The sequence below is a fragment of the Amycolatopsis sp. NPDC052450 genome (assembly GCF_044547565.1).
GTDB lineage: Bacteria > Actinomycetota > Actinomycetes > Mycobacteriales > Pseudonocardiaceae > Amycolatopsis.
This window is the reverse complement of record NZ_JBIUAQ010000008.1, coordinates 144,829-163,560: the sequence shown is the minus strand read 5'-3', so window position 1 is coordinate 163,560 and position 18,732 is coordinate 144,829. Positions and strand designations below refer to the sequence as shown.

Sequence of the window (18,732 nt, the reverse complement as noted above, 5' to 3'; positions counted from 1 at the left end):
GTGGCGATTATCAAGTCCGTGAAGGCCTCCTTGAGGGACCCAGGGTCCCTCAAGGAGGCCTTCACGGACCGGACCTAAGGCCCTCTCCACACACTGCCCGAAAACCCCAAAGGCAAACGAAGAGGGCCGCCCCCGATCGGGACGGCCCTCTTCCTTCACCTGACTCAGTGCTGCGGCGGACCGCCCTGCGGCCCACCGAACGGGCCCTGTTGCGGGAACGGCCCCTGCGACGGCGGCCCCTGGTACGGACCACCCTGCGGTCCGGCGGGCGGCTGCGGCTGCGGCAACCGGGAGGGCGGCGGAACCTGAGGCTCCGATGCGGCCTCCGGCTCGGGAGCGACCTGACGCGGAGCGGGCGGCTCCTGTCGCGGCGTCGCGACACCCAGCGCCGGAACTTCCTTGCGTGCCACGGCTTCCGCGGCCGCGACGGCCTCGGCGACCTTCGGGTCGCTGGAGGTGTCGAACCAGCCCTGGACCTCTTCGTCTTCCAGGTCCGGCTTCTCGACCGGGTCTTCCTTCGGCGGTTCGTAGCGGAACACGCCGTCGTCGCCGGGGGCGCCGAGCGCGCGGGCGAAGCCTTCCAGGGCCTTGCCGTAGTCGCTCGGGATCATCCAGACCTTGTTCGCGTCGCCCTGCGCCAGCTGCGGCAGGGTCTGCAGGTACTGGTACGCCAAGACCTCGGGTGTGGGACGCCCGGCCTTGATCGCCGCGAAGACCTTCTCGATGGCCTTCGCCTGACCCTGCGCCTGAAGGTACCGGGCGGCACGTTCACCCTGCGCCCGCAGGATCCGCGATTGCCGCTCGGCCTCCGCGCCCAGGATCGCGGCCTGCTTGGCACCTTCGGCCGCGAGGATCTGGCTCTGCTTCTGACCTTCCGCGGTCTTGATCGCCGATTCACGCTGACCTTCGGCGGTCAGGATCATCGCGCGCTTCTCACGGTCGGCACGCATCTGCTTCTCCATCGAGTCCTGGATGGAGGGCGGCGGGTCGATCGCCTTCAGCTCGACGCGGGCGACGCGGATGCCCCAGCGGCCGGTGGCCTCGTCGAGCACCCCGCGAAGCTGGCTGTTGATCGAGTCACGCGAGGTCAGCGTCTGCTCGAGGCTCATGCCACCGACGACGTTACGCAGTGTCGTGGTGGTCAGCTGCTCGACACCGACGATGTAGTTCGAGATCTCGTAGACCGCCGCGCGCGAGTCGGTCACCTGGAAGTACACGACCGTGTCGATCGACACGGTCAGGTTGTCCTCGGTGATCACGGGCTGGGGCGGGAACGAGACGACCTGCTCGCGGAGGTCGATCCGCGCCCGCACCTTGTCCAGGAAGGGCACCAGAAACGTCAGGCCGGGAGAAGCCACCGTCCGGAACCGGCCCAGCCGTTCGATCACAGCGGACTGCGCCTGCGGCACCACCATGATCGCCTTGACCACGACGACGACCACGAACAACGCGAGCAATCCGACGACGATGAACACCACTGTTTCTGACAACTACCTTCCCCTTACGTAGAAACCCTTTGCTGTTCGGCCGTCCGGCTCACAGCTCGGCGGAGACGACCGCCGTGGCGCCCGAGATCTCGACGACCGTCACCGATGTCCCCGGGGCGATCGGTTCCCCTTCGGTCATGGCCCGGGCCGACCAGACGTCACCCGCCAGCTTCACCTGCCCGGCTTCGACGTCCACTGTGGACACTACTACCGCTCGCGCGCCGATCAGCGCGTCGGTGTTGGTCTTGATGTCCGGCCCCGCGAGGAACCGGCGTTTGAGGGCGGGCCGGACGAGGGCGAGCATCCCGACCGAGGCGACGGCGAACACCGCGACGTCGATGAACGGGTTCCCGGTCAGTGCGGCGGAGCCTGCCCCGAACAGGGCTCCCGCGCCGACCATGAGCAGGAACAGGTCACCCGAGAGCAGCTCGGCGATGATCAAGAGGATCCCGGCGATCAGCCAGATGAGAGCGCCTGTCATGCGTTCATGCTCCCAGATCGCGCCGATTCATACCGAAGAAGCGAAACCGACGTGACCGACGCGTGACCTTGAGTGACCTCGCGCAAACCGGTCATTCAGGACTCATCGCCCGGGTCGGAGACGAAGTCGATGAGCCGCTCCACCGCTCCGATCAGCGGCGTCTCCAAATCCCGGTAGCTGCCGACCGCCGCCAGGACGCGCTGCCAGCCCTCCCACGGCTCGCCCCAGCCGAGCGCGTCGCAGACACCCTGTTTCCACTCCGTGCCACGCGGGATCTTCGGCCAGCCGCGGATGCCGACGACCGCGGGTTTCACGGCCTCCCAGATGTCGATGTACGGATGCCCGGTGATCAGCACGTTCTCGTCGCGGATTCCGTCGACGATCCGGGATTCCTTGCTGCCCGCGACCAGATGGTCCACCAGCACACCGAGGCGCCTGCCGGTTCCGGTGCCGAATTCGTCGATGCGATCGGCGAGCACGTCCACACCATCGAGTGGTTCCACCACCACGCCCTCGACCCGCAGGTCGTGTCCCCAGACCCGTTCGACGAGTTCGGCGTCGTGCTTGCCCTCCACCCAGATGCGCGAATCGCGGGCGACCCGGGCCTTGAGCCCTTGGACCTGGACCGACCCGGACGCGGAGATCCGCCTGGCCGGAGTCTTCGGGGCCGCCTTCGCGGGCACCAGCGTGACCGGTTTGCCTTCGAGCAGGAAACCCGCGGGGTTCAGCGGGAACACGCGGTGCTTGCCGTGCCGGTCTTCGAGGACGACGTTGCCGTACTCGATCTTCACCACGGCACCGCAGTAGCCGCTGGCCGGGTCTTCGACCACGAGCCCGGGTTCGGCGGGCACCTCGGGGATCTTCCGCTTGCGCGGACCGGACAGCACGTCGTCGTACGAATGGGAGCGCACGGCGATCGACGCTATCGGGGCACGCGGCCGGCGTCTCCCCGCCACGCCGGTCGGGCGGCCATCCGCTGCCCTGCCGACGTCGATCGCGGACTCGGGTTCACCGGCAGAATGACAGCATCGCTTCGACGAACGGGGTCCGCTCACCCCGTTCGAGCGGGCGCATCACGAACAGCGGCGCGAGTGCGACACACCACGCGCGCACTCGGCCCGCGTCGAATCCGGGAAGGTGCGGGGCGATCGCGTCGAAGCCGTCTTCGAGCGTGCCCCCTTCTTTCATCGGCAGCGTGACCCAGTCCGCCAGATCGAAAGACGGGTCACCGACGCTCGGCCGCGGATCGATCGCGACCGCGCCCCGTCCGGGCCCGCCGTCGAGGACGTTGCCCGGATGCAGGTCGCCGTGCACGATCGCGGTCTCTCCCCCAGCCGTCGCGAGAGCCAGCGCCCGCAGCCGGGCGCGATCGAGCGTCTCCAGCGACAACGTGGACTCGGCCACCGATCCGCGCAGCCCTCGCTCGGCGAGGCCGTACATGAAGGCGACCCGGTCTTCCAGCGTCGAGAAGCCTGATGGCGGAGTCACCGCATGGATCTGGGTCAGCAGATCGCCGACCTCCGCCCACCGCACGTTCACCCCCGCCTCCAGCAACTGCGTGCCGGGATCGATGCCCTCGAGCAGGATCGCCCCGTCGGCGAGTTCGGTGGCAAGCACCTGTACGACCCGCGAACAGCCGTCCCACGCGCGGAGCGCGGCGGCCTCGGACTCGGCGATCGTGTGATCCGGGGTGAGTTTGAGGACCTTCTTGACGCCGTCTTCCCCGGCACAGATCAGGGTCCGGCCGGTGTTGCCCGGCTTCGCGTCGACGACGGTGAGCCCCCATCGCGCCGCCAGCCGCGCCACGAGCGCGGGCAGTTCGTCGCACCAGGTCGTGACGTCGTCACCGAATCGCTCGATCAGGCGTGCGCGGGCCTGATCGTCCAGCACCTTCAGAACAGCGGCCACGGGATGGCGCGCCAGTCGTCGCCGGGCTCCGGGAAGACACCCTCCGCCAGGAGCAGGTCGGTGCGCTCGGCCAGCGCGCGGATCTCGAAACCGGTGAGGTGCTCGCCGAGCGCGTCGCCGAGTTCGCCGTCCAGCCGCTCGCGCAGACCACGAAGCCTGCCGACCTCGGCCTCGGTCAGCCGCTCACCGATCCAGCCCCAGAGCACCGTCCTCAGCTTCGGGTCGGTGTGCAGGCAGATGCCGTGGTCGACGCCGTAGATCCGGCCGTCGGCACCGGCGAGCACGTGACCGCCCTTGCGGTCGGTGTTGTTGACCACGATGTCGAGCAGGGCGAGTTCCCGCATCCCCTGCCGGTCCGCGTGCGCGAGCACCGCGGGTTCACCGTCGCGATCGTGTGCGTGCAGCACGACACGCCAGTCGTCCGGCAGGTTGTCCGGGGAGCGGACGTCGACCAGTTCCTCGTCGGTGGTCTCGATCCACAGCTGCACCATGCCGGGCCCGAACGGCCCGTCGCGCAGCACAGTTGGCGGGATCGCGCCGAGCCCGGAGGCTTCGGCGACCATGGCCGTCGCGACCTCGCGGCCGGCGAGCGTCCCGTCCGGGAAGTCCCACAACGGCCGCTCACCGGACACCGGTTTGTACACGACGTTGCCGGTGACGCCGTCGAGTTCGATCGTGCAGAAGAGCGTGACGTTGGAGGCGTCGACGAGCCTGCCTTCGACGTCGATCTTGCCGCGCGTCACCAGCTCCCGCGAAGTCTCCGTCACCCGGTCAGTCCTCGAGGACGTCGACGTCGCGCCGGTACCCGTTCTGCCGCGGGCAGATGTGGCCCGCCGGGTCGAGCGGTTCGGCACACAGCGGGCACGGCTTGCGACCGGCGTTGACCACCCGGTCCGCTCGCTCCGCGAAAGCGCGCGCCGCGCCAGGGCTCAGGAAGACACGGACGGCGTCCGGGCCTTCTTCGGTGTCGTCCAGAACGACCGTTTCGTCCACCTCGCCTTCCGTCATCGCGAGCAGCTCGATGACGACGGCGCTGCTCTCCGCGTCCCAGCCGAGACCCATGGTGCCGACGCGGAACTCCTCCTCGACCGGAACCGTGAGGGGGCCGACGTCGAGGAGCTCGTCGGGCGCGTCGTCGGGTACGTCCGCGCCGAACCGGCTGGCGACCTCTTCCAGCAGCGAGCCGAGCCTTTCGGCCAGGACCACGACCTGCTGTTTTTCGATCGTCACACTGATCGTGCGGACGTCTTCGGACGCCTGGAGGTAGAACGTGCGGTCGCCGGGCTCACCGACGGTTCCTGCGACGAACCGGTCGGGCTGGCGGAAGACGTGGATTACGCGAGACATGGCACCTTTGACCCTAGGCCACGGCCCCATGATCGGCATCCGCCGCCCCAAGGTTCAGCCAAGGGCGAAACCGCCGCGCCCCGGGCCGTCATCGGCAAAGGGACGAACCTAGTCTTCCCCTGTGGTTGAGATCGCCCCTTACGGCACCTGGACGTCTCCCCTGTCGGCCGCCGACGTCGCGGCCTCGGGAGTCAGCGCGCAATGGCTCGGAACGGCGGGAAACGAGGTGTGGTGGGCCGAAGCGAGAACCGGTGAGGGCGGCCGCGTGACCCTCGTGAGGTCCCGCGCCGACGGCACGGTCGAAGACGTCCTTCCCGCTCCATGGAACGTCCGGAACCGGGTCCACGAGTACGGCGGCCGCCCCTGGCTCGTCCTCGGCGACGACCTGATCTTCACCCACTGGGCCGATCAGCGCGTCTACCGCCGCGACCTGACCACCGGCGAGACGACCCCGCTCACCCCGGAACCGGCCACGCCGCACCAGATCCGCTACAGCGACCTCCGGCCCGGCCGGACCGGCGAAGTGTGGCTGGTGCGCGAACGCAGCACCGGTCCCCGGCGCGTGGACATCGCCCGCGACCTCATCGCCGTTCCTCTCGACGGCGGCCCGGAGCGGGTGTTGACGGCCAGTCACCACTTCCTCACCGCGCCGCAGCTCTCCCCCGACGGCACGCGTGCGGCGTGGATCGGCTGGAACCATCCCGCGATGCCTTGGGACGGCACGGAACTGTGCGTCGCCGAACTCCGCGAGGACGGGACCTTCGGGCCCCATCGCGTCCTCGCCGGCGCGGCGGACATCGCCGTCTGCCAGGTCGAATGGGAGACGGCGGACAGCCTGCTGGCCCTGCTCGACCCGGACGGCTGGTGGAATCTGCACCGCGTCGGACTCGACGGCGCCATCACGAACCTCGCGCCGTCGGAGCAGGAGATCGGCGGTGCGCAGTGGAAACTCGGCGCACGCTGGTTCACGCCGCTCGGGGACGGCAGGTTCGCCGTCATCGCCTCCGGGAAGCTCGCCGTCCTCGACGAGACGACGCGGCAAGTGACCCCGGTGGCGGCCGCCGCCGACCTCACCGCGTGGTCCACCAACGGTTTCGCCGTCCACGAAGGCCGCGTGGTCGGCGTCGCGGCAGGCCCCGCCCGCGAAGGCACCGTCGTGAAGGTCGATCTGGAAGCCGGGACGGTCACCGAACTCGCGTCGGCGCCCGAACCGCCGTCGCCCGCCTACCTGTCGACGCCCGTGGAGCGGATCTTCAAGACCGACGACGGCGACCAGATCCCGGCTTTCGTCTATCTGCCCGCGAACGCCGACTTCGCCGCGCCGGACGGCGAACGTCCGCCGCTGTTCGTGTACCCGCACGGCGGGCCGACCGGCCGGGACAGCGCGGTGCTCGACTACGAGATCGCGTACTTCACCAGCCGCGGGATCGCCGTCGTCACGGTGAACTACGGCGGCTCGACCGGATACGGCCGCGCCTACCGCGAACGGCTGCGGGAACAGTGGGGCGTCGTCGACGTCGCGGACTGTGTCACCGTCGCCGAAACCCTCGCCGCCGAAGGCACCGTCGACGGCGACAGGCTGGCGATCCGCGGCGGCAGCGCCGGCGGGTACACCGCCGCCGCCTCGCTGACCACCACGGCGACCTACCGCGCGGGCACCGTGATGTACCCGATCCTCGATCTCGGCCAGTGGACCGGTGACGGCGGCGAGACGCACGACTTCGAGTCCCGCTACCTCGACGGGCTGGTCGGGCCGCTGCCGGAATGCGCACAGCGCTACCGGGACCGGTCGCCGATCAACAACGCGGGCACCCTCGCCGGCCCGTTGTTGTTCTTGCAGGGCCTGGAGGACGAGATCTGCCCGCCGGAGCAGGCGGATCGGTTCGTGGCCGGGCTGGCGGGACGCGGCATCGAGCACGCCTATCTGAGGTTCGAGGGCGAGCAGCACGGTTTCCGGAAGGCGGAGACGATCGTGGCCGCGCTCGAAGCGGAGTTGTCGTTCTACGGTCAGGTCTTCGGCTTCGCGACGCCCGGCGTGCCGAAGCTCCGGCTGAGCCGATGAGGCCGGCGAAGACGCGGCCGGGCGACACGATCGCCTTGGTCGCCCCGGCGGGTCCGGTCCCGGCGGATCTGATCGAGAAGGCGCTGCCGGTCCTCCGCGGCTGGGGCGTCGAAGTCCACGTCGGCGAGTGCGTCCGCGCGGCGTCCACCGGCTACCTGTCGGCCTCCGACGAGGCACGCGCCGCCGAGTTCACCCGCGCCTGGCTGGACCCCGGGGTGACCTGCGTCCTCGCCGCCCGCGGCGGCTACGGCTCACAGCGGATGCTCGACCTCGTCGACTGGACGGCGCTGCGGGCGGCCGGGCCCAAGATGTTCGCCGGGTCGAGCGACGTGACGGCGCTGCACCTGGCCGTGAACGTCCACTTGGGACTGGAGACGCTGTTCTCACCCATGCCCGCGACCACCCTGTTCGACGCGGTCGCCGCCGAACACCTGCGGCTTTCGTTGTTCGAGCCGGAATCCGTGCGGACGATCGCGTCGCCGACGTCGTCACCGCTGGTGCCGGGCACCGCGACCGGCACACTCGTCGGCGGCAACCTCGCCCTGCTGACCTCGAGCCTCGGCACTCCGGAACAAGGCTCGGCGCGCGACGCGATCGTGGTGCTGGAAGACGTCACCGAGAGCCTGTACCGGATCGATCGGATGCTCACCCAGCTGCTGCGTTCCGGCTGGCTCGACGGCGTCCGCGGCTTCGTGCTGGGTTCGTGGAAGTCCTGCGGTGAGCCCGACGCGATCCGAGCCCTGATGCTCGACCGGCTCGGCCCCCTCGGCGTGCCCATGGCCTGGGAATTCGGCGTCGGGCACGTCCCCGCGTCGCCGACCATCCCCCTCGGTGCGCGGGCCACTCTCGACGCGGACGCGGGCACCCTCCGAGTTTTGCCATAACGGCAACGGAACTTGCGTGTTCGGTCGAACCGGAGGCATCTTTCGGACATGGATTCCACACAACAGTTCTGGGAAGACTTCTACCGCGACAAAGAGCAGGTCTGGAGCGGTAAGGCGAACCCGATCCTGGTGAACGAGGTCGCCTCGCTCACGCCGGGCACGGCACTCGATCTCGGCTGCGGCGAAGGCGGCGACGCCATCTGGCTCGCCCAGCAGGGTTGGCGCGTCACCGCCGTCGACATCTCGGAGGTCGCGCTCGAACGTGCCGCCGGCCATGCGACCGCGGCTGGCGTCGAAGGCATCGTCTGGGAGCGTCACGACCTGGCGAAGTCGTTCCCGGAGGGACGCTTCGACCTCGTCTCCGCGCAGTTCTTCCACTCCCCCGTCGAGGTGGACGGCGAACGGGACAAGGCACTCCGCCGCGCCGCCGAGGCCGTCGCCCCGGGCGGCACCCTGGTGGTCGCGGGCCACGCGGGCTGGCCGACGTGGATGGACGAGCCACCGCACAAGGACGTCCACTTCCCGACGACCGCCGAAGTCCTCGAAACGCTGGCGCTGGCCGACGGTGAATGGACCGTGGAGCGGCAGGATCTCATCACGCACGATTTCCCGGGGCCGGAAGGGCAGCACGGAACTCGTTCGGACAACGTGCTCCGCGTGCGACGCTCGGGCTAGCGCCTGGGTACCGTCGCGGCATGCGGATGACGCCTGCGGAAGCCCGGTCACGGTTCGAAGGCGAGCGGATAGCCAGGCTCGCGACGACGGGCTCGGACGGCGTGCCGCATCTGGTGCCGGTGACGTTCGTCCTCGAAGGCGACTCGGTCGCGTTCGCGATCGATCACAAGCCGAAGAGCACCACGGCGTTGCGGCGGCTGAAGAACATCGCGGAGAACCCGGTGGTCAGCTTCCTGACCGACCACTATGCCGAGGACTGGACCGGACTGTGGTGGGCCCGGGCGGACGGTGTCGCCCGGGTGCTGACCGATCCCGACGAGCAGGCGCTGCCGGTGCGGCTGTTGCGGGAGAAGTATCCGCAGTACGAAGCGCAACCCGCTCCGCATGCCGTGGTGAGCACGCTGGTCCACTCCTGGAGTGGGTGGCGGGCCTCCTGAGCCTTTCTTTTTGCCGTTGTTGCCGCTCCGCGGCGACAACGGCATCGCCGTTCCGTATAGGTCGTTATACACTTTTATGGCCGGGTCATGTCCGTGAAGGCCTCCTTGAGGGACTCTGGGTCCGTGAAGGGGCCCTTCACGGACTGGCCGCCTCTGCCAGAAGTCCGTGAGGGCCTCCTTCCCTACCCTGAAGGTAGTGAAGGAGGCCCTCACGGACTGAAAGTCAGGAGGAGCGAGGAGCCTCGGCAGGCAGGAACTGCTCCACCGGCCTCCCCCGCCAGGCCGAGATGATCCCCAGTGGATCCGGCCGCAGCAGCGACGCGGCCGCGTACACGCTCGCCGCGACGACGCCCGCCATGAACCACCAGTCGTACAGCGCCTGCTCCCCTGTCGGGTAGTAGACCAGCGTCACGAACACCGACACCGCGACGACGACCGCGAGGTTCCGGCGGCGCCATTCGAACGCGGACAGGACCACGAAACCCCAGGTCAGATACCACGGCAGCGAAGGCGGCGGGACGATCGCACCGGCCAGCAGGACGATCGCCATCCGGTGGATCGCCGGGTTGCCGCCGCCGCGGGCGAGCCACCATTGGCGGCCGGCGAAGACGAACAGGCCGACCATCGCGATCGCCCGGAACACGGTGACGAACGGCGAGACCTCGACGTCGATCACCAGGTTCACCAGCGAGTAGAAGATCTCGCCGATCCCGGTCGGGAAGTTCATCCAGTTCGCGATCAGCGTCGGCGCCTTGAGGCCGGTCAGCCAGCCGAGGTTGACCGAGCCGAGCGACAGCCACGTGCCCGCGACGAACACCGGCAGGAAGATCCCGACCGACGCGGCGCCCGCGCGGAAGAAGTTGACCACCTTCCGGTCGCCGGGCAGGTGGTTCGCCCACACCCAGACCAGGAACGGCAGCGCCCACGCCGCGGTGGGTTTGATCAGCATGCCGACGGTGACCAGGACGATCGCGACGACGTGTTTGCGCTCCAGCGCGGCCAGCACGCCGACGGTGAGGAAGCCCAGCATCAGCAGGTCGTTGTGCGGGCCGCCGACGAGGTGGATGACCGTCATCGGGCTGGCGATGGCGAGCCACAGGGTGATCGGCAGCTTGCCGCCGAGGTGCTTGACCAGCCGCGGCAGCGACCACAGCATCCCGACGAGGCCGATCATCAGGACCAGCCGGGTCGCGATGACACCGGCGATCATGTCGTTGCCGGTGACCGAGACGATCCCCTTGGCGACCAGCAGGAACAGCGGGCCGTACGGCGCGGGTGTGGTCTGCCACAGCGGGTGCACGTTCTGCACGACGTCCGGCAGCACGACCAGCTCGGCCGGGCCGTTGGCGTACGGGTCGAGCCCGTTGAGGAGCTGAGCGCCCTGCGCGAGGTAGGAGAAGACGTCGCGGGTGAACAGCGGCGGCGACACCAGCAGAGGCGCCATCCAGCAGGCGGCGGCGATCACGATCGGACGGCTGCCGATCCGGCCTGCGAGTGCGTAGCGGCCGAGCCGGACCCACGCCCAGATGATCAGCCCGAAGCCCGTGTAGAGCATCGCGTTGGCGAGAATGCGGCCGTGGCCGTAGCGGATCCACGACAACGGTCCGTGCCCGAGGATCGGGTCACGGATGAGGATGCCGCCGGCACCGAGCGCCGCCAGCATCAGCAGCGTGCTGCCTATGGTTCCCATCGCGATGGTGCGGTACGGGAACCGGGAAGGCACCCGGAGCCGCTCGCCGAGGGAACCGGCCGAGGGCGTCTGCGGGGGTTCTGTCGTGGTCGCCATTTCGAGATTGGAGGTTACACACCGCGCCTGTGCGAGTGCGCGGCAATGGGTGTTTCCCGCGCCGTACCACCGGGCAACGCGGCGAGCAGCGACTTCGTGTAGTCGTGTTTCGGGTCCAGCAAAACCTCTTCCACGGTACCGACCTCCACGAGTTCACCGCGATACATCACCGCGACCCGGTCGGCGATGTTCCAGGCCAGCCCGAGGTCGTGGGTGATCACGAGCCCGGCGAGACCCAGCTCACGTCGCAGGCGCAGCAACAGCGCGAGGATCTCTCCTCGCACCGAAGCGTCGAGCGAGGCCACCGGTTCGTCGGCCACGATCACGCCGGGGTCCAGCGCGAGCGCGCCCGCGATGACGACCCGCTGCCGCTGCCCGCCGGACAGCTCGTGCGGGAGCCGGTCGAGGAACTTCTCCGCGGGCCGCAGTTCGGCCGCTTCGAGGGCCTTGGTGACGAGCTCGTGCTCGTTCGCGGCCATTCCGTGGATGCGGGGACCTTCCGCGACGGCCTCGTACACCGTGTGGTTCGGGTTCAGCGCGCTCGTCGGGTCCTGTAGCACGAGCTGGACCTGCCGCCGGTACGCCTTGAGTCCGGCGCCGCCGAGCGGGACCGGTTTCCCGGCGTACCGCACCGCGCCGGAGTCGGGTTTCTGCAGCCCGAGCAGCGTCCTGGCCAGTGTCGTCTTGCCAGAGCCGGACTGGCCGACGAGTGCGACGATCTCGTCCTTCCGCACCTGGAGGCTCACCCCGGCGACGGCGTTGATCCGCTTGCCGGTGCGGTCGCGGAAGCTGACGCGCAGGTCCTCGGCCTCCAGCAGCGCCGGCTGGTCACCGGTGCGTTCGGGCTCAGGCGGCAACGGCGTGCTGGTGGCGGGCGCGAACCGCGACACCGGGTCGCCGACGGTCGGGAACGCGGCCGCCAGCGCCTTGCTGTGCTCGTGCCGCGGCGCGCTCATCAGCTCCGCGCTCGGCCGTTCCTCGACGATCTCGCCGTCGTACATCACCGCGATCCGGCGGCAGGTCGCGGCGAGCACCGACAGGTCGTGGCTGATCATGATCAGCCCGATCCCCTGTTCGGAGACCAGCCTGCCCAGCAGGTCGAGCACCTGTGCCTGGACGACGACGTCGAGCGCGGTGGTCGGCTCGTCCGCGATGATCAGCCGCGGTGAGCAGGCCAAAGCCATCGCGATCATGACGCGCTGTTTCTGGCCGCCGGACAGCTCGTGCGGGTACGCCCCGGCGCGGCCGGGCGGCAGGTCGACCTGTTCGAGCAGTTCCTTGACCTTCGCGTTGATCTCGCCGTCCGACAGCGCCTTGCCGCCGGGCGGGTGCAGGCGGATCGGCTCGGCGATCTGTTCACCGATCCGGCGGACCGGGTTGAGCGCGTGCATCGCGCCCTGGAACACGACCGAGGCCTCGGCCCAGCGCACCGCGCGCAGCCTGCCCCACTTCATGGCCGTGACGTCTTCGCCGTCCAGCAGGATCTCTCCGCTGACCTTGGCCGACCGCGGGAGCAACCTCAGGACACTCATCGCGACGGTCGACTTCCCCGACCCCGACTCCCCCGCGACCCCGAGGGTGTCGCCGGGTTCGAGCACGAGGCTGACGCCGCGCACGGCGGCGACCTCGCCGCCGCCGGTGGCGTAGGTGACGCCGAGGTTCTTCAGTTCCAGCAAGGGGCTCATGAGTGCTGTCCCTTCAGGCGCGGGTTCAGCACGGTCTCCAGCGCGCGTCCGACGAGGGTGAAGGCGAGAACGACCACGACGATCGCGATACCCGGCGGCAGCAGGTTCCACCAGGCGCCCTTGCTGATCGCGCCGTTGTTCAAGGCGGTCTGCAGCATGGCTCCCCAGGAGACGGTGTTCGGGTTGCCGACGCCAAGGAACGCCAGTGTCGCGTCCGCGATGACCGCGTTGCCCACGACGAGCGTGGTGTTGGCCAGCACGAGCGGCATGACGCCGGGGAGGACGTGCTTGCCGACGATGTGCAGGTGACCGCCGCCGAGTGCTTTCGCGCGCTCGATGTACGGGCGGCCCTCGATCGTCAGGGTCTGCGCGCGGACCAGGCGCGCGGTGCTGGGCCAGGCGGTGACGCCGATGGCGATGATCACCGTCATCGTGCCCTGATCCAGCACCGAGGCGAGCGCCACGGCGAGGACGAGCGACGGCAGCACCAGGAAGAAGTCCGTGAACCGCAGCAACAGCCCGGAAAGCCAGACACCGAAATGCGCGGCCGCGATCCCGATGAGGGTGCCGATCAGCACCGAGAGGAACGCCGCCGAGAAGCCGGTGAGCAGCGAGATCCGCGCGCCCCAGAACGTCATCAGCAGCACCGAACGGCCGTCGATGTCGGTGCCCAGCCAGAACTCCCCGCTGGGCGGGTCCAGCGAACTGCCTTCGGCCTTGGTGACGTCGAGGCCGGATTCGTCCGAGATGACCGGCGCGAGGATGGCCAGCAGCGTGATGAGGCCGAGGAAGGCCAGTCCGAAGACGCCCGCCTTGTTCGTCGTGAACTCGTGCCAGCGCTTCGCCACCGACTCACGGCGGCGGCGCCAGACGATCGAACCGGGTTTTTCCGCTGTGGTCATGCCGTCCGCACCCTGGGGTCGAGCACGCGGTAGAGCAACTCCGCGAGCAGGTTCATCAGCACCACCGCACCCGCGAGGGTGACGAAAACTCCTTGCAGGACAGGAAGATCTGGCCCGCGGAGCGCTTCGTAGAGCAGCTGCCCGAGCCCCGGCCAGCTGAACACGGCCTCCACCGAGACGGCACCCGAGACGACCATCCCGAACTGCATGAAGACCAGCGTCACCGTCGGCAGGAGGGCGTTGGGCACGGCGTGCCGCTTGCGGACGAGGTCGTCGCGCAGCCCCTTGGCCCGCGCGGTGGTGAGGTAGTCCGCATTCATCTCGCCGATCAGGGACGACCGCATGACCAGCATGTACTGCGCGTAGAACACCACCAGCAAGGTCACGCACGGCAGCACCAGATGGTGGAGCACGTCGAGCCCTTCGCTGAAGAAGCCCGGCGCGACATCCGGGGAATGCATGCCCCGGCTCGGAAAGAGACCGTTGCTGGCCACCAGCAACATGAGCCCGAGCCAGAACTGCGGTACCGACCACAGCGTCAGCGCGAGTCCTGTTTGGACCTTGTCGAACCTGCTCCCCCGGCGCCAGCCGGCGCGGATGCCGAGCCACAGGCCGAGCATGACCGCGAGTACGGTCGCGCTGCCGACGAGCAGGATCGTCGGCCACAACCGCTCGCCGACCATGTCGAAGACCGGGCGCCGCTGCAGGTACGAGACCCCCATGTCGCCCTGGAGCAGGCCGACGACGTAGTCCCAGAACTGTTGCAGCAGCGGCTTGTCCACGCCCATCTGCTCGCGCAGCTCGGCCATCATCTTCGGGTCGGTCGGCCGGTCGCGGACCATGAACCGCACGGGGTCTCCTGGCAGCGTCCGGAACAGGAAGAACCCCAGCACGACGACGAGCGCGAGACTCGCCAGCGCGCCGCCGATCTTGGAGAGCACGAACCGGGCGGTGCCGGTCCCGCCCCGGCGCTCGTCGGGATCGACGAGCGCCGGGGTCTGGTCGAGGGAACTGAGTGCTTCGGTCAACGAGCTCTACTCCCGGTCGTCGGCCGACTTGCCGCGCCGCCCGAGCAGCACGCCGCCGCCGACGAGCACCACGAGCACGACCGCGCCGATGCCGATCCACAGTCCGGTGTTGCCGCTTTCCTCGGCGGCCGGCGCTACCGCGTCGGCCGGAGTGGCGCCGTACACGCCCCAGTAGCCGGACTGCTCGAGGATCGCGCCGTCGGGCTGCGGCTGCTTGGTGAACGAGGCGAACTTGTCCGAGCGGTAGGCCTCCAGCACGTTGTCGTAGTCCAGGACGACGTCGACGTACTCGCCCGCCAGCACGGCCTGGGCCTGCTTGACGAGCTCGGCGCGCTTGGCCGGGTCGAACTCGGTCAGCTGCTTCTTGTACAGCTCTTCGTAGCGCGGGTCGCAGAAGAACGTCGACGAGGAACCGCCGTTGCCCTCCGCGTTCGGACGACCGGCGCAGGTGTTCAGGCTGAGGGCGTAGTCCGGGTCGGGCGAGGTGCCGTAACCGGAGATCGCGAGGTCGTAGTTGCCCGCGGTGGTGCGGTCGTCCACCTCGTCGTCGGAAACGAGTTCCTGTTTGACGGCGATGCCGATGTCCTTGAGCCAGCCGCTGACGAACTGCGCGGTGCGCTGGTCGAACGGCCGGTTCGCGTGGCCGGCGAGCCGGAACTGCAGCTTCGCGCCGCCGGGGGCGACGCGGATGCCGTCCGCGCCCTTGGCGTAACCCGCCTGGTCGAGGGTGGCGTTCGCGGCCGCGATGTCGAACTTGGTCTTCTCCGCGTCGGACGGGGTCCAGTTGTAGGCCTTGTAGATCGCGGGCACGACACCGGTGCCGGGCTGGCCGTAGCCGTTCATCACCTTCTGGACGATGGTCTCCGTGTCGATCGCCTGCGCGATCGCCTTGCGGACACGGATGTCCTTCAGGATCGGGTTGCCGTCACCGATCGGCTGGTCGAGGACGTTCTTGACGCCGAAGTTGATGATGAGCTCGTTGTACCGCCTGCCCGGCGCCTTGTTCGTGGTGATGTTCTTCTCGCCCTTGAGCGCGTCGAACTGCGTCGGCGTGAGCCGGTTGATGACGTCGACCTCGCCCTGCTTCAGCGCGTTGACCGCGGCCTCGGCGTCCTTGAACTGCAGCAGCTGCAGTTCGTCGACCTTGGGCGCGCCACGCCAGTAGTCCTTGTTCGCCTTGAACTTCACGAACTCGTTCTTCTTGTACTCGGTCAGCAGATACGGTCCGCTGCCGACGCCGACGACGGCCATCTCGTCGGTCGAGGGGGCGTTGAGGTCCTTGATCGGCTCCCAGATGTGCTTGGGCACGATCGGGACGTCGAGTGAGGTCATGGTCGACTGCGGGGCCTTGGTCTTGATGACGAGCGTCTTGTCGTCCGGCGCCGACACCGAGGCGAAGTTGGTGACGTAGCTGCCGTTCGCGGTGCGCGCGTTCTCGTCGTCGAGCATTCGCTGGAAGGTGTACGCGGGGTCCTGCGCGGTGATCGGCTTGCCGTCGGACCACTTCATCCCCTGACGGATGGTGAAGGTCCAGGTGAGCTTGTCGTCCGAGGTCTTCCAGGATTCTGCGATGCCACCCGTGGGCTGGGTGTCCTCCGCCGAAGGCAGGGTGAGGAACTCGTAGTTGAACCGGCCGACCTGCGTCGACGCCGCCAGCTGGGCGGTGAAGGGATTCAGGTGGTCGATGCCGGTCGTGAGCGCCACCCGGAGGACCTTGCCCTGCTGCTGTGCCGCCGCGACGGGCACGAAAGGCACCGTCGCGACCGCCGAAGCGGCAAGGACCGCGACTACGCGAAGACCGCGTAGTCGCTTCGGAAAACGCTCAGTGCGCACGAAGACCACCCCATCGAAACTCGCTGTAACCCAACCCCCGAGGCGGAAAAGTAACCACATATCGCGGTAACCGCGCAATGACTCGCCAACACCGATCGTGCACGGCGGATGTCGTCACGTGGTCGACAGCTACTTTACGTCTCGCCGACGTTGCGGTGAGTCACCGTTTCGGCGCGCGAGACGGTGACACGTGCAGTGTCCTGGGTATTCAAGGGAAGCGTGCTTGCAGAACGCTTGCGTCCGATGATGCTCAATCGATACGTGCGACGAAGTGCGAGCAAAGCGATTCGTCACCTGCTTGCGATGGTTGCGTGCGCAACCATCGCAAGCAGGTGACGAATTGCGAGGGCGTCAGCCGACCGGGACCTCACGCCGTCGCGCGCTGGCGGCGGCCGCGTAGAGCCACGCGAACAGCGCCCACATGCCGGCGAAGATGAGCCCGACGGTCACGTACGCGACGGTCCACAGCACGGCGGGCGTCTCCGACTTCCGTTCCCGTTGCAGGAACTCGATCTCGGACATGAACGGGCGGGCACCGGACGCCGCGTCGATCGCCGGTGCGTTCGCGGCCGGGTCGGCGGGCGCGTAGATCGGGGCGAGCCCCATCACCCGGTTCGGGACGTGCACGCGGATCCCGGTCTTCCACTGACCGAACACCGGCAGCGGCTGGGTCGTGCGATACACCCCGTCGCCGATCTTCTCCAGCGGCGCGGTGAAGAAGTCGCCGCCCTGCCAAGCGAAACCGTTCAGCCACACGGCGTCGTCGGCGAGGTCGGGATGGGAGATCGTGACGGTCGCGTCGACCCAGCGGGGCGTGCCACCGCCGTGCGGGTTCGAGATCGGCAGCCCGGCCGCGGCCTCGGTCAGCCGGACGTCGGCGGTGAATCCGGCGTCCGGATCCTGCGGGACGGCGACGGCCGACATCAGGGCGACCGCGCCCAGCGCGCCGACGAGCCCGACGGTGTGGCGGGGGCCTGCCGCGGGCACCTGCGTCGCCGTCTCCTCCACCCGCTGGTATTGCCAGACACCGATGAACGCACCCGCCAGGGCGGCACCGGTTCCGAACAGGACGAACAACGGCAAATGGGCCGCCGGCCAAGGGTTCGGCATCAGCCACTGGGTGAACGCCGCCTCGGCGAGCATCCCGGCCGTCCCCACGAGCAGACCGGCGACAGCGGCGAAGGTGTAGCCCTGCCGGCTGCGCATCGCCAGCGCGACGACCTCGATGATCACCGCTTCGGCGACGTACGGCAGCAACGAGGCCACGTGCAGATCGGCGAACAGCGGGATGACGGTGAACGAAGCACGGGAGGCGAGGAAGACCGCGAGGACGATCAGCGCGCCGCCGGGTCCCCAGGACAGCCGCCCGTAGGTCAGCGTCCAGGCGCCGATCAGGCCGACGAGCACGACCTGCGACAGCATCGGGAACTGCGGGACGCCGAGGTCGAACTCCATGAGGAACGCCGAAGCACCCATCATCCAGGCACCGGCGAGCACCGGGCCGAGCAGGCGCACGACCGGTCCGGTCGCGCCGACCTGCCGCGCTTCGCCGAGCAGCAGTTGCAGCCCCAGCACCACGCAGACCCCGCCGCCGATCATCAGGACGTGCGTCGGCCCCCATTCGGTGACGTCCTGGCCGAACAGCCGATGCCAGACGTCGTCGAGCGGGAATCCCGCGATGCCGACCAGACCGGTCGCCATCATCTGGATGGACCCCATCGGCGCCCGCCAGTGCGGGCCGATCTTGAACGTGCGCTTGGGCAGGTCCTTCGTCGCCAGCGTCGCGCTGAGGACGCCGCTGGCGAAGATGCCCATCAGCCCGAAGTAGATCGGGAAGTGCGACGGGTTCGCGAGCGGACCTTCGTCGCGGCCGAGCTCCATGTGGATCGGCACGTCCCAATAGACGCCGATCAGCGCCGACATCCCGGAGAGGAACGCGACGAACATCGGCAGCGCGGCCCAGCGCGGTAGACCGCTGAAGTCACCCATCCAGTCGGCGACACGGCCGATGACGGTCCGCTTCCCCGCGCGTTCGCGGAGGACGAAAAGGGCCAAAGGCAGGAAGACCGCGGTGAACATCAGGCCCGCGATGACGATCTGCCCGAATTGCGCGCCGCCGGCAGGCGGGCTCTCCTGAGCCATGAACACCGTTCTCGCCTTCCTGCTAACCTAAGTAACTGTTACCTTGGGGTAACACGATAGAGGCATGGTTCCGGC

The 18,732-nt window shown here is 68.9% G+C and carries 16 protein-coding genes; 4 read left to right on the top strand and 12 right to left on the bottom strand.

The genetic code is table 11. The annotated features are described in order from the left end of the window. Positions 1-164: 164 nt before the first annotated feature. The 6 genes from ACIHAO_RS16350 to ACIHAO_RS16325 form a co-directional block, all read right to left on the bottom strand. Complete coding sequence (locus ACIHAO_RS16350; RefSeq protein WP_396558810.1) at positions 165-1,478, bottom strand: SPFH domain-containing protein; 1,314 nt, start codon at positions 1,476-1,478, stop codon at positions 165-167. Positions 1,479-1,536: 58 nt separating this feature from the next. Further along, positions 1,537-1,968 (bottom strand): NfeD family protein, encoded by a 432-nt coding sequence (locus ACIHAO_RS16345; RefSeq protein WP_125787764.1) that lies wholly within the window; start codon positions 1,966-1,968, stop codon positions 1,537-1,539. A gap of 95 nt (positions 1,969-2,063) precedes the next feature. Next, positions 2,064-2,879, bottom strand: coding sequence for a DUF3097 domain-containing protein (locus ACIHAO_RS16340; RefSeq protein ID WP_396558522.1), 816 nt, complete (start codon positions 2,877-2,879; stop codon positions 2,064-2,066). Between the two features lie 97 nt (positions 2,880-2,976). Next, a complete protein-coding gene (locus tag ACIHAO_RS16335) occupies positions 2,977-3,876 on the bottom strand; it encodes an aminoglycoside phosphotransferase family protein (protein WP_396558520.1) in 900 nt (299 codons plus the stop codon). Beyond that, positions 3,861-4,643 carry an SCO1664 family protein gene (locus ACIHAO_RS16330; RefSeq protein ID WP_396558518.1) on the bottom strand — a complete coding sequence of 261 codons (783 nt, stop codon included), beginning with the start codon at positions 4,641-4,643 and terminating at the stop codon, positions 3,861-3,863. The genes ACIHAO_RS16335 and ACIHAO_RS16330 overlap by 16 nt, the downstream gene beginning before the upstream one ends. Before the next feature lie 4 nt (positions 4,644-4,647). Continuing rightward, positions 4,648-5,223: a DUF3090 domain-containing protein gene (locus ACIHAO_RS16325; RefSeq protein ID WP_396558516.1), complete on the bottom strand. Its 576-nt coding sequence runs from the start codon at positions 5,221-5,223 to the stop codon at positions 4,648-4,650. Between the two features lie 121 nt (positions 5,224-5,344). Between ACIHAO_RS16325 and ACIHAO_RS16320 the strand changes: the two genes are divergently transcribed. Genes ACIHAO_RS16320 through ACIHAO_RS16305 form a run of 4 tightly spaced genes read left to right on the top strand, consistent with a single transcriptional unit; the run spans position 5,345 to position 9,281 of the window. Continuing rightward, on the top strand, positions 5,345-7,285 hold the full coding sequence (locus ACIHAO_RS16320) for a S9 family peptidase (protein WP_396558514.1): 1,941 nt from the start codon (positions 5,345-5,347) through the stop codon (positions 7,283-7,285). After that, positions 7,282-8,169, top strand: a complete 888-nt coding sequence (locus ACIHAO_RS16315; protein WP_396558512.1) for an LD-carboxypeptidase — start codon at positions 7,282-7,284, stop codon at positions 8,167-8,169. The genes ACIHAO_RS16320 and ACIHAO_RS16315 overlap by 4 nt, the downstream gene beginning before the upstream one ends. A gap of 48 nt (positions 8,170-8,217) precedes the next feature. Then, positions 8,218-8,844 (top strand): class I SAM-dependent methyltransferase, encoded by a 627-nt coding sequence (locus ACIHAO_RS16310; protein WP_396558510.1) that lies wholly within the window; start codon positions 8,218-8,220, stop codon positions 8,842-8,844. Positions 8,845-8,864: 20 nt separating this feature from the next. Next, complete coding sequence (locus ACIHAO_RS16305; protein ID WP_396558508.1) at positions 8,865-9,281, top strand: TIGR03668 family PPOX class F420-dependent oxidoreductase; 417 nt, start codon at positions 8,865-8,867, stop codon at positions 9,279-9,281. Positions 9,282-9,504: 223 nt separating this feature from the next. Here the strand turns inward: ACIHAO_RS16305 and mptB are convergent, their stop codons facing one another. The 6 genes from mptB to ACIHAO_RS16275 form a co-directional block, all read right to left on the bottom strand. After that, positions 9,505-11,067 carry a polyprenol phosphomannose-dependent alpha 1,6 mannosyltransferase MptB gene (mptB, locus tag ACIHAO_RS16300; RefSeq protein ID WP_396558506.1) on the bottom strand — a complete coding sequence of 521 codons (1,563 nt, stop codon included), beginning with the start codon at positions 11,065-11,067 and terminating at the stop codon, positions 9,505-9,507. 14 nt (positions 11,068-11,081) lie between these two features. Continuing rightward, on the bottom strand, positions 11,082-12,752 hold the full coding sequence (gene nikE, locus ACIHAO_RS16295; protein ID WP_396558504.1) for a nickel ABC transporter ATP-binding protein NikE: 1,671 nt from the start codon (positions 12,750-12,752) through the stop codon (positions 11,082-11,084). Beyond that, complete coding sequence (locus ACIHAO_RS16290) at positions 12,749-13,654, bottom strand: ABC transporter permease (protein WP_396558502.1); 906 nt, start codon at positions 13,652-13,654, stop codon at positions 12,749-12,751. Before ACIHAO_RS16290 ends, nikE begins: the two co-directional genes overlap by 4 nt. Then, complete coding sequence (locus ACIHAO_RS16285; RefSeq protein WP_396558500.1) at positions 13,651-14,682, bottom strand: ABC transporter permease; 1,032 nt, start codon at positions 14,680-14,682, stop codon at positions 13,651-13,653. Before ACIHAO_RS16285 ends, ACIHAO_RS16290 begins: the two co-directional genes overlap by 4 nt. A 6-nt stretch (positions 14,683-14,688) precedes the next feature. Continuing rightward, positions 14,689-16,575, bottom strand: a complete 1,887-nt coding sequence (locus ACIHAO_RS16280; protein ID WP_396558498.1) for an ABC transporter substrate-binding protein — start codon at positions 16,573-16,575, stop codon at positions 14,689-14,691. Between the two features lie 291 nt (positions 16,576-16,866). Continuing rightward, complete coding sequence (locus tag ACIHAO_RS16275) at positions 16,867-18,657, bottom strand: hypothetical protein (protein ID WP_396558496.1); 1,791 nt, start codon at positions 18,655-18,657, stop codon at positions 16,867-16,869. Positions 18,658-18,732: the final 75 nt, after the last annotated feature.

What these genes read in the sequence shown, in the direction of transcription:
- ACIHAO_RS16290 (WP_396558502.1), bottom strand. Translation starts at nt 13,654, where the DNA reads ATGACCACAGCGGAAAAACCCGGTTCGATCGTCTGGCGCCGCCGCCGT.
- ACIHAO_RS16325 (WP_396558516.1), bottom strand. Translation starts at nt 5,223, where the DNA reads ATGTCTCGCGTAATCCACGTCTTCCGCCAGCCCGACCGGTTCGTCGCA.
- ACIHAO_RS16275 (WP_396558496.1), bottom strand. Translation starts at nt 18,657, where the DNA reads ATGGCTCAGGAGAGCCCGCCTGCCGGCGGCGCGCAATTCGGGCAGATC.
- ACIHAO_RS16280 (WP_396558498.1), bottom strand. Translation starts at nt 16,575, where the DNA reads ATGTGGTTACTTTTCCGCCTCGGGGGTTGGGTTACAGCGAGTTTCGAT.
- ACIHAO_RS16305 (WP_396558508.1), top strand. Translation starts at nt 8,865, where the DNA reads ATGCGGATGACGCCTGCGGAAGCCCGGTCACGGTTCGAAGGCGAGCGG.
- nikE (WP_396558504.1), bottom strand. Translation starts at nt 12,752, where the DNA reads ATGAGCCCCTTGCTGGAACTGAAGAACCTCGGCGTCACCTACGCCACC.
- mptB (WP_396558506.1), bottom strand. Translation starts at nt 11,067, where the DNA reads ATGGCGACCACGACAGAACCCCCGCAGACGCCCTCGGCCGGTTCCCTC.
- ACIHAO_RS16310 (WP_396558510.1), top strand. Translation starts at nt 8,218, where the DNA reads ATGGATTCCACACAACAGTTCTGGGAAGACTTCTACCGCGACAAAGAG.
- ACIHAO_RS16315 (WP_396558512.1), top strand. Translation starts at nt 7,282, where the DNA reads ATGAGGCCGGCGAAGACGCGGCCGGGCGACACGATCGCCTTGGTCGCC.
- ACIHAO_RS16345 (WP_125787764.1), bottom strand. Translation starts at nt 1,968, where the DNA reads ATGACAGGCGCTCTCATCTGGCTGATCGCCGGGATCCTCTTGATCATC.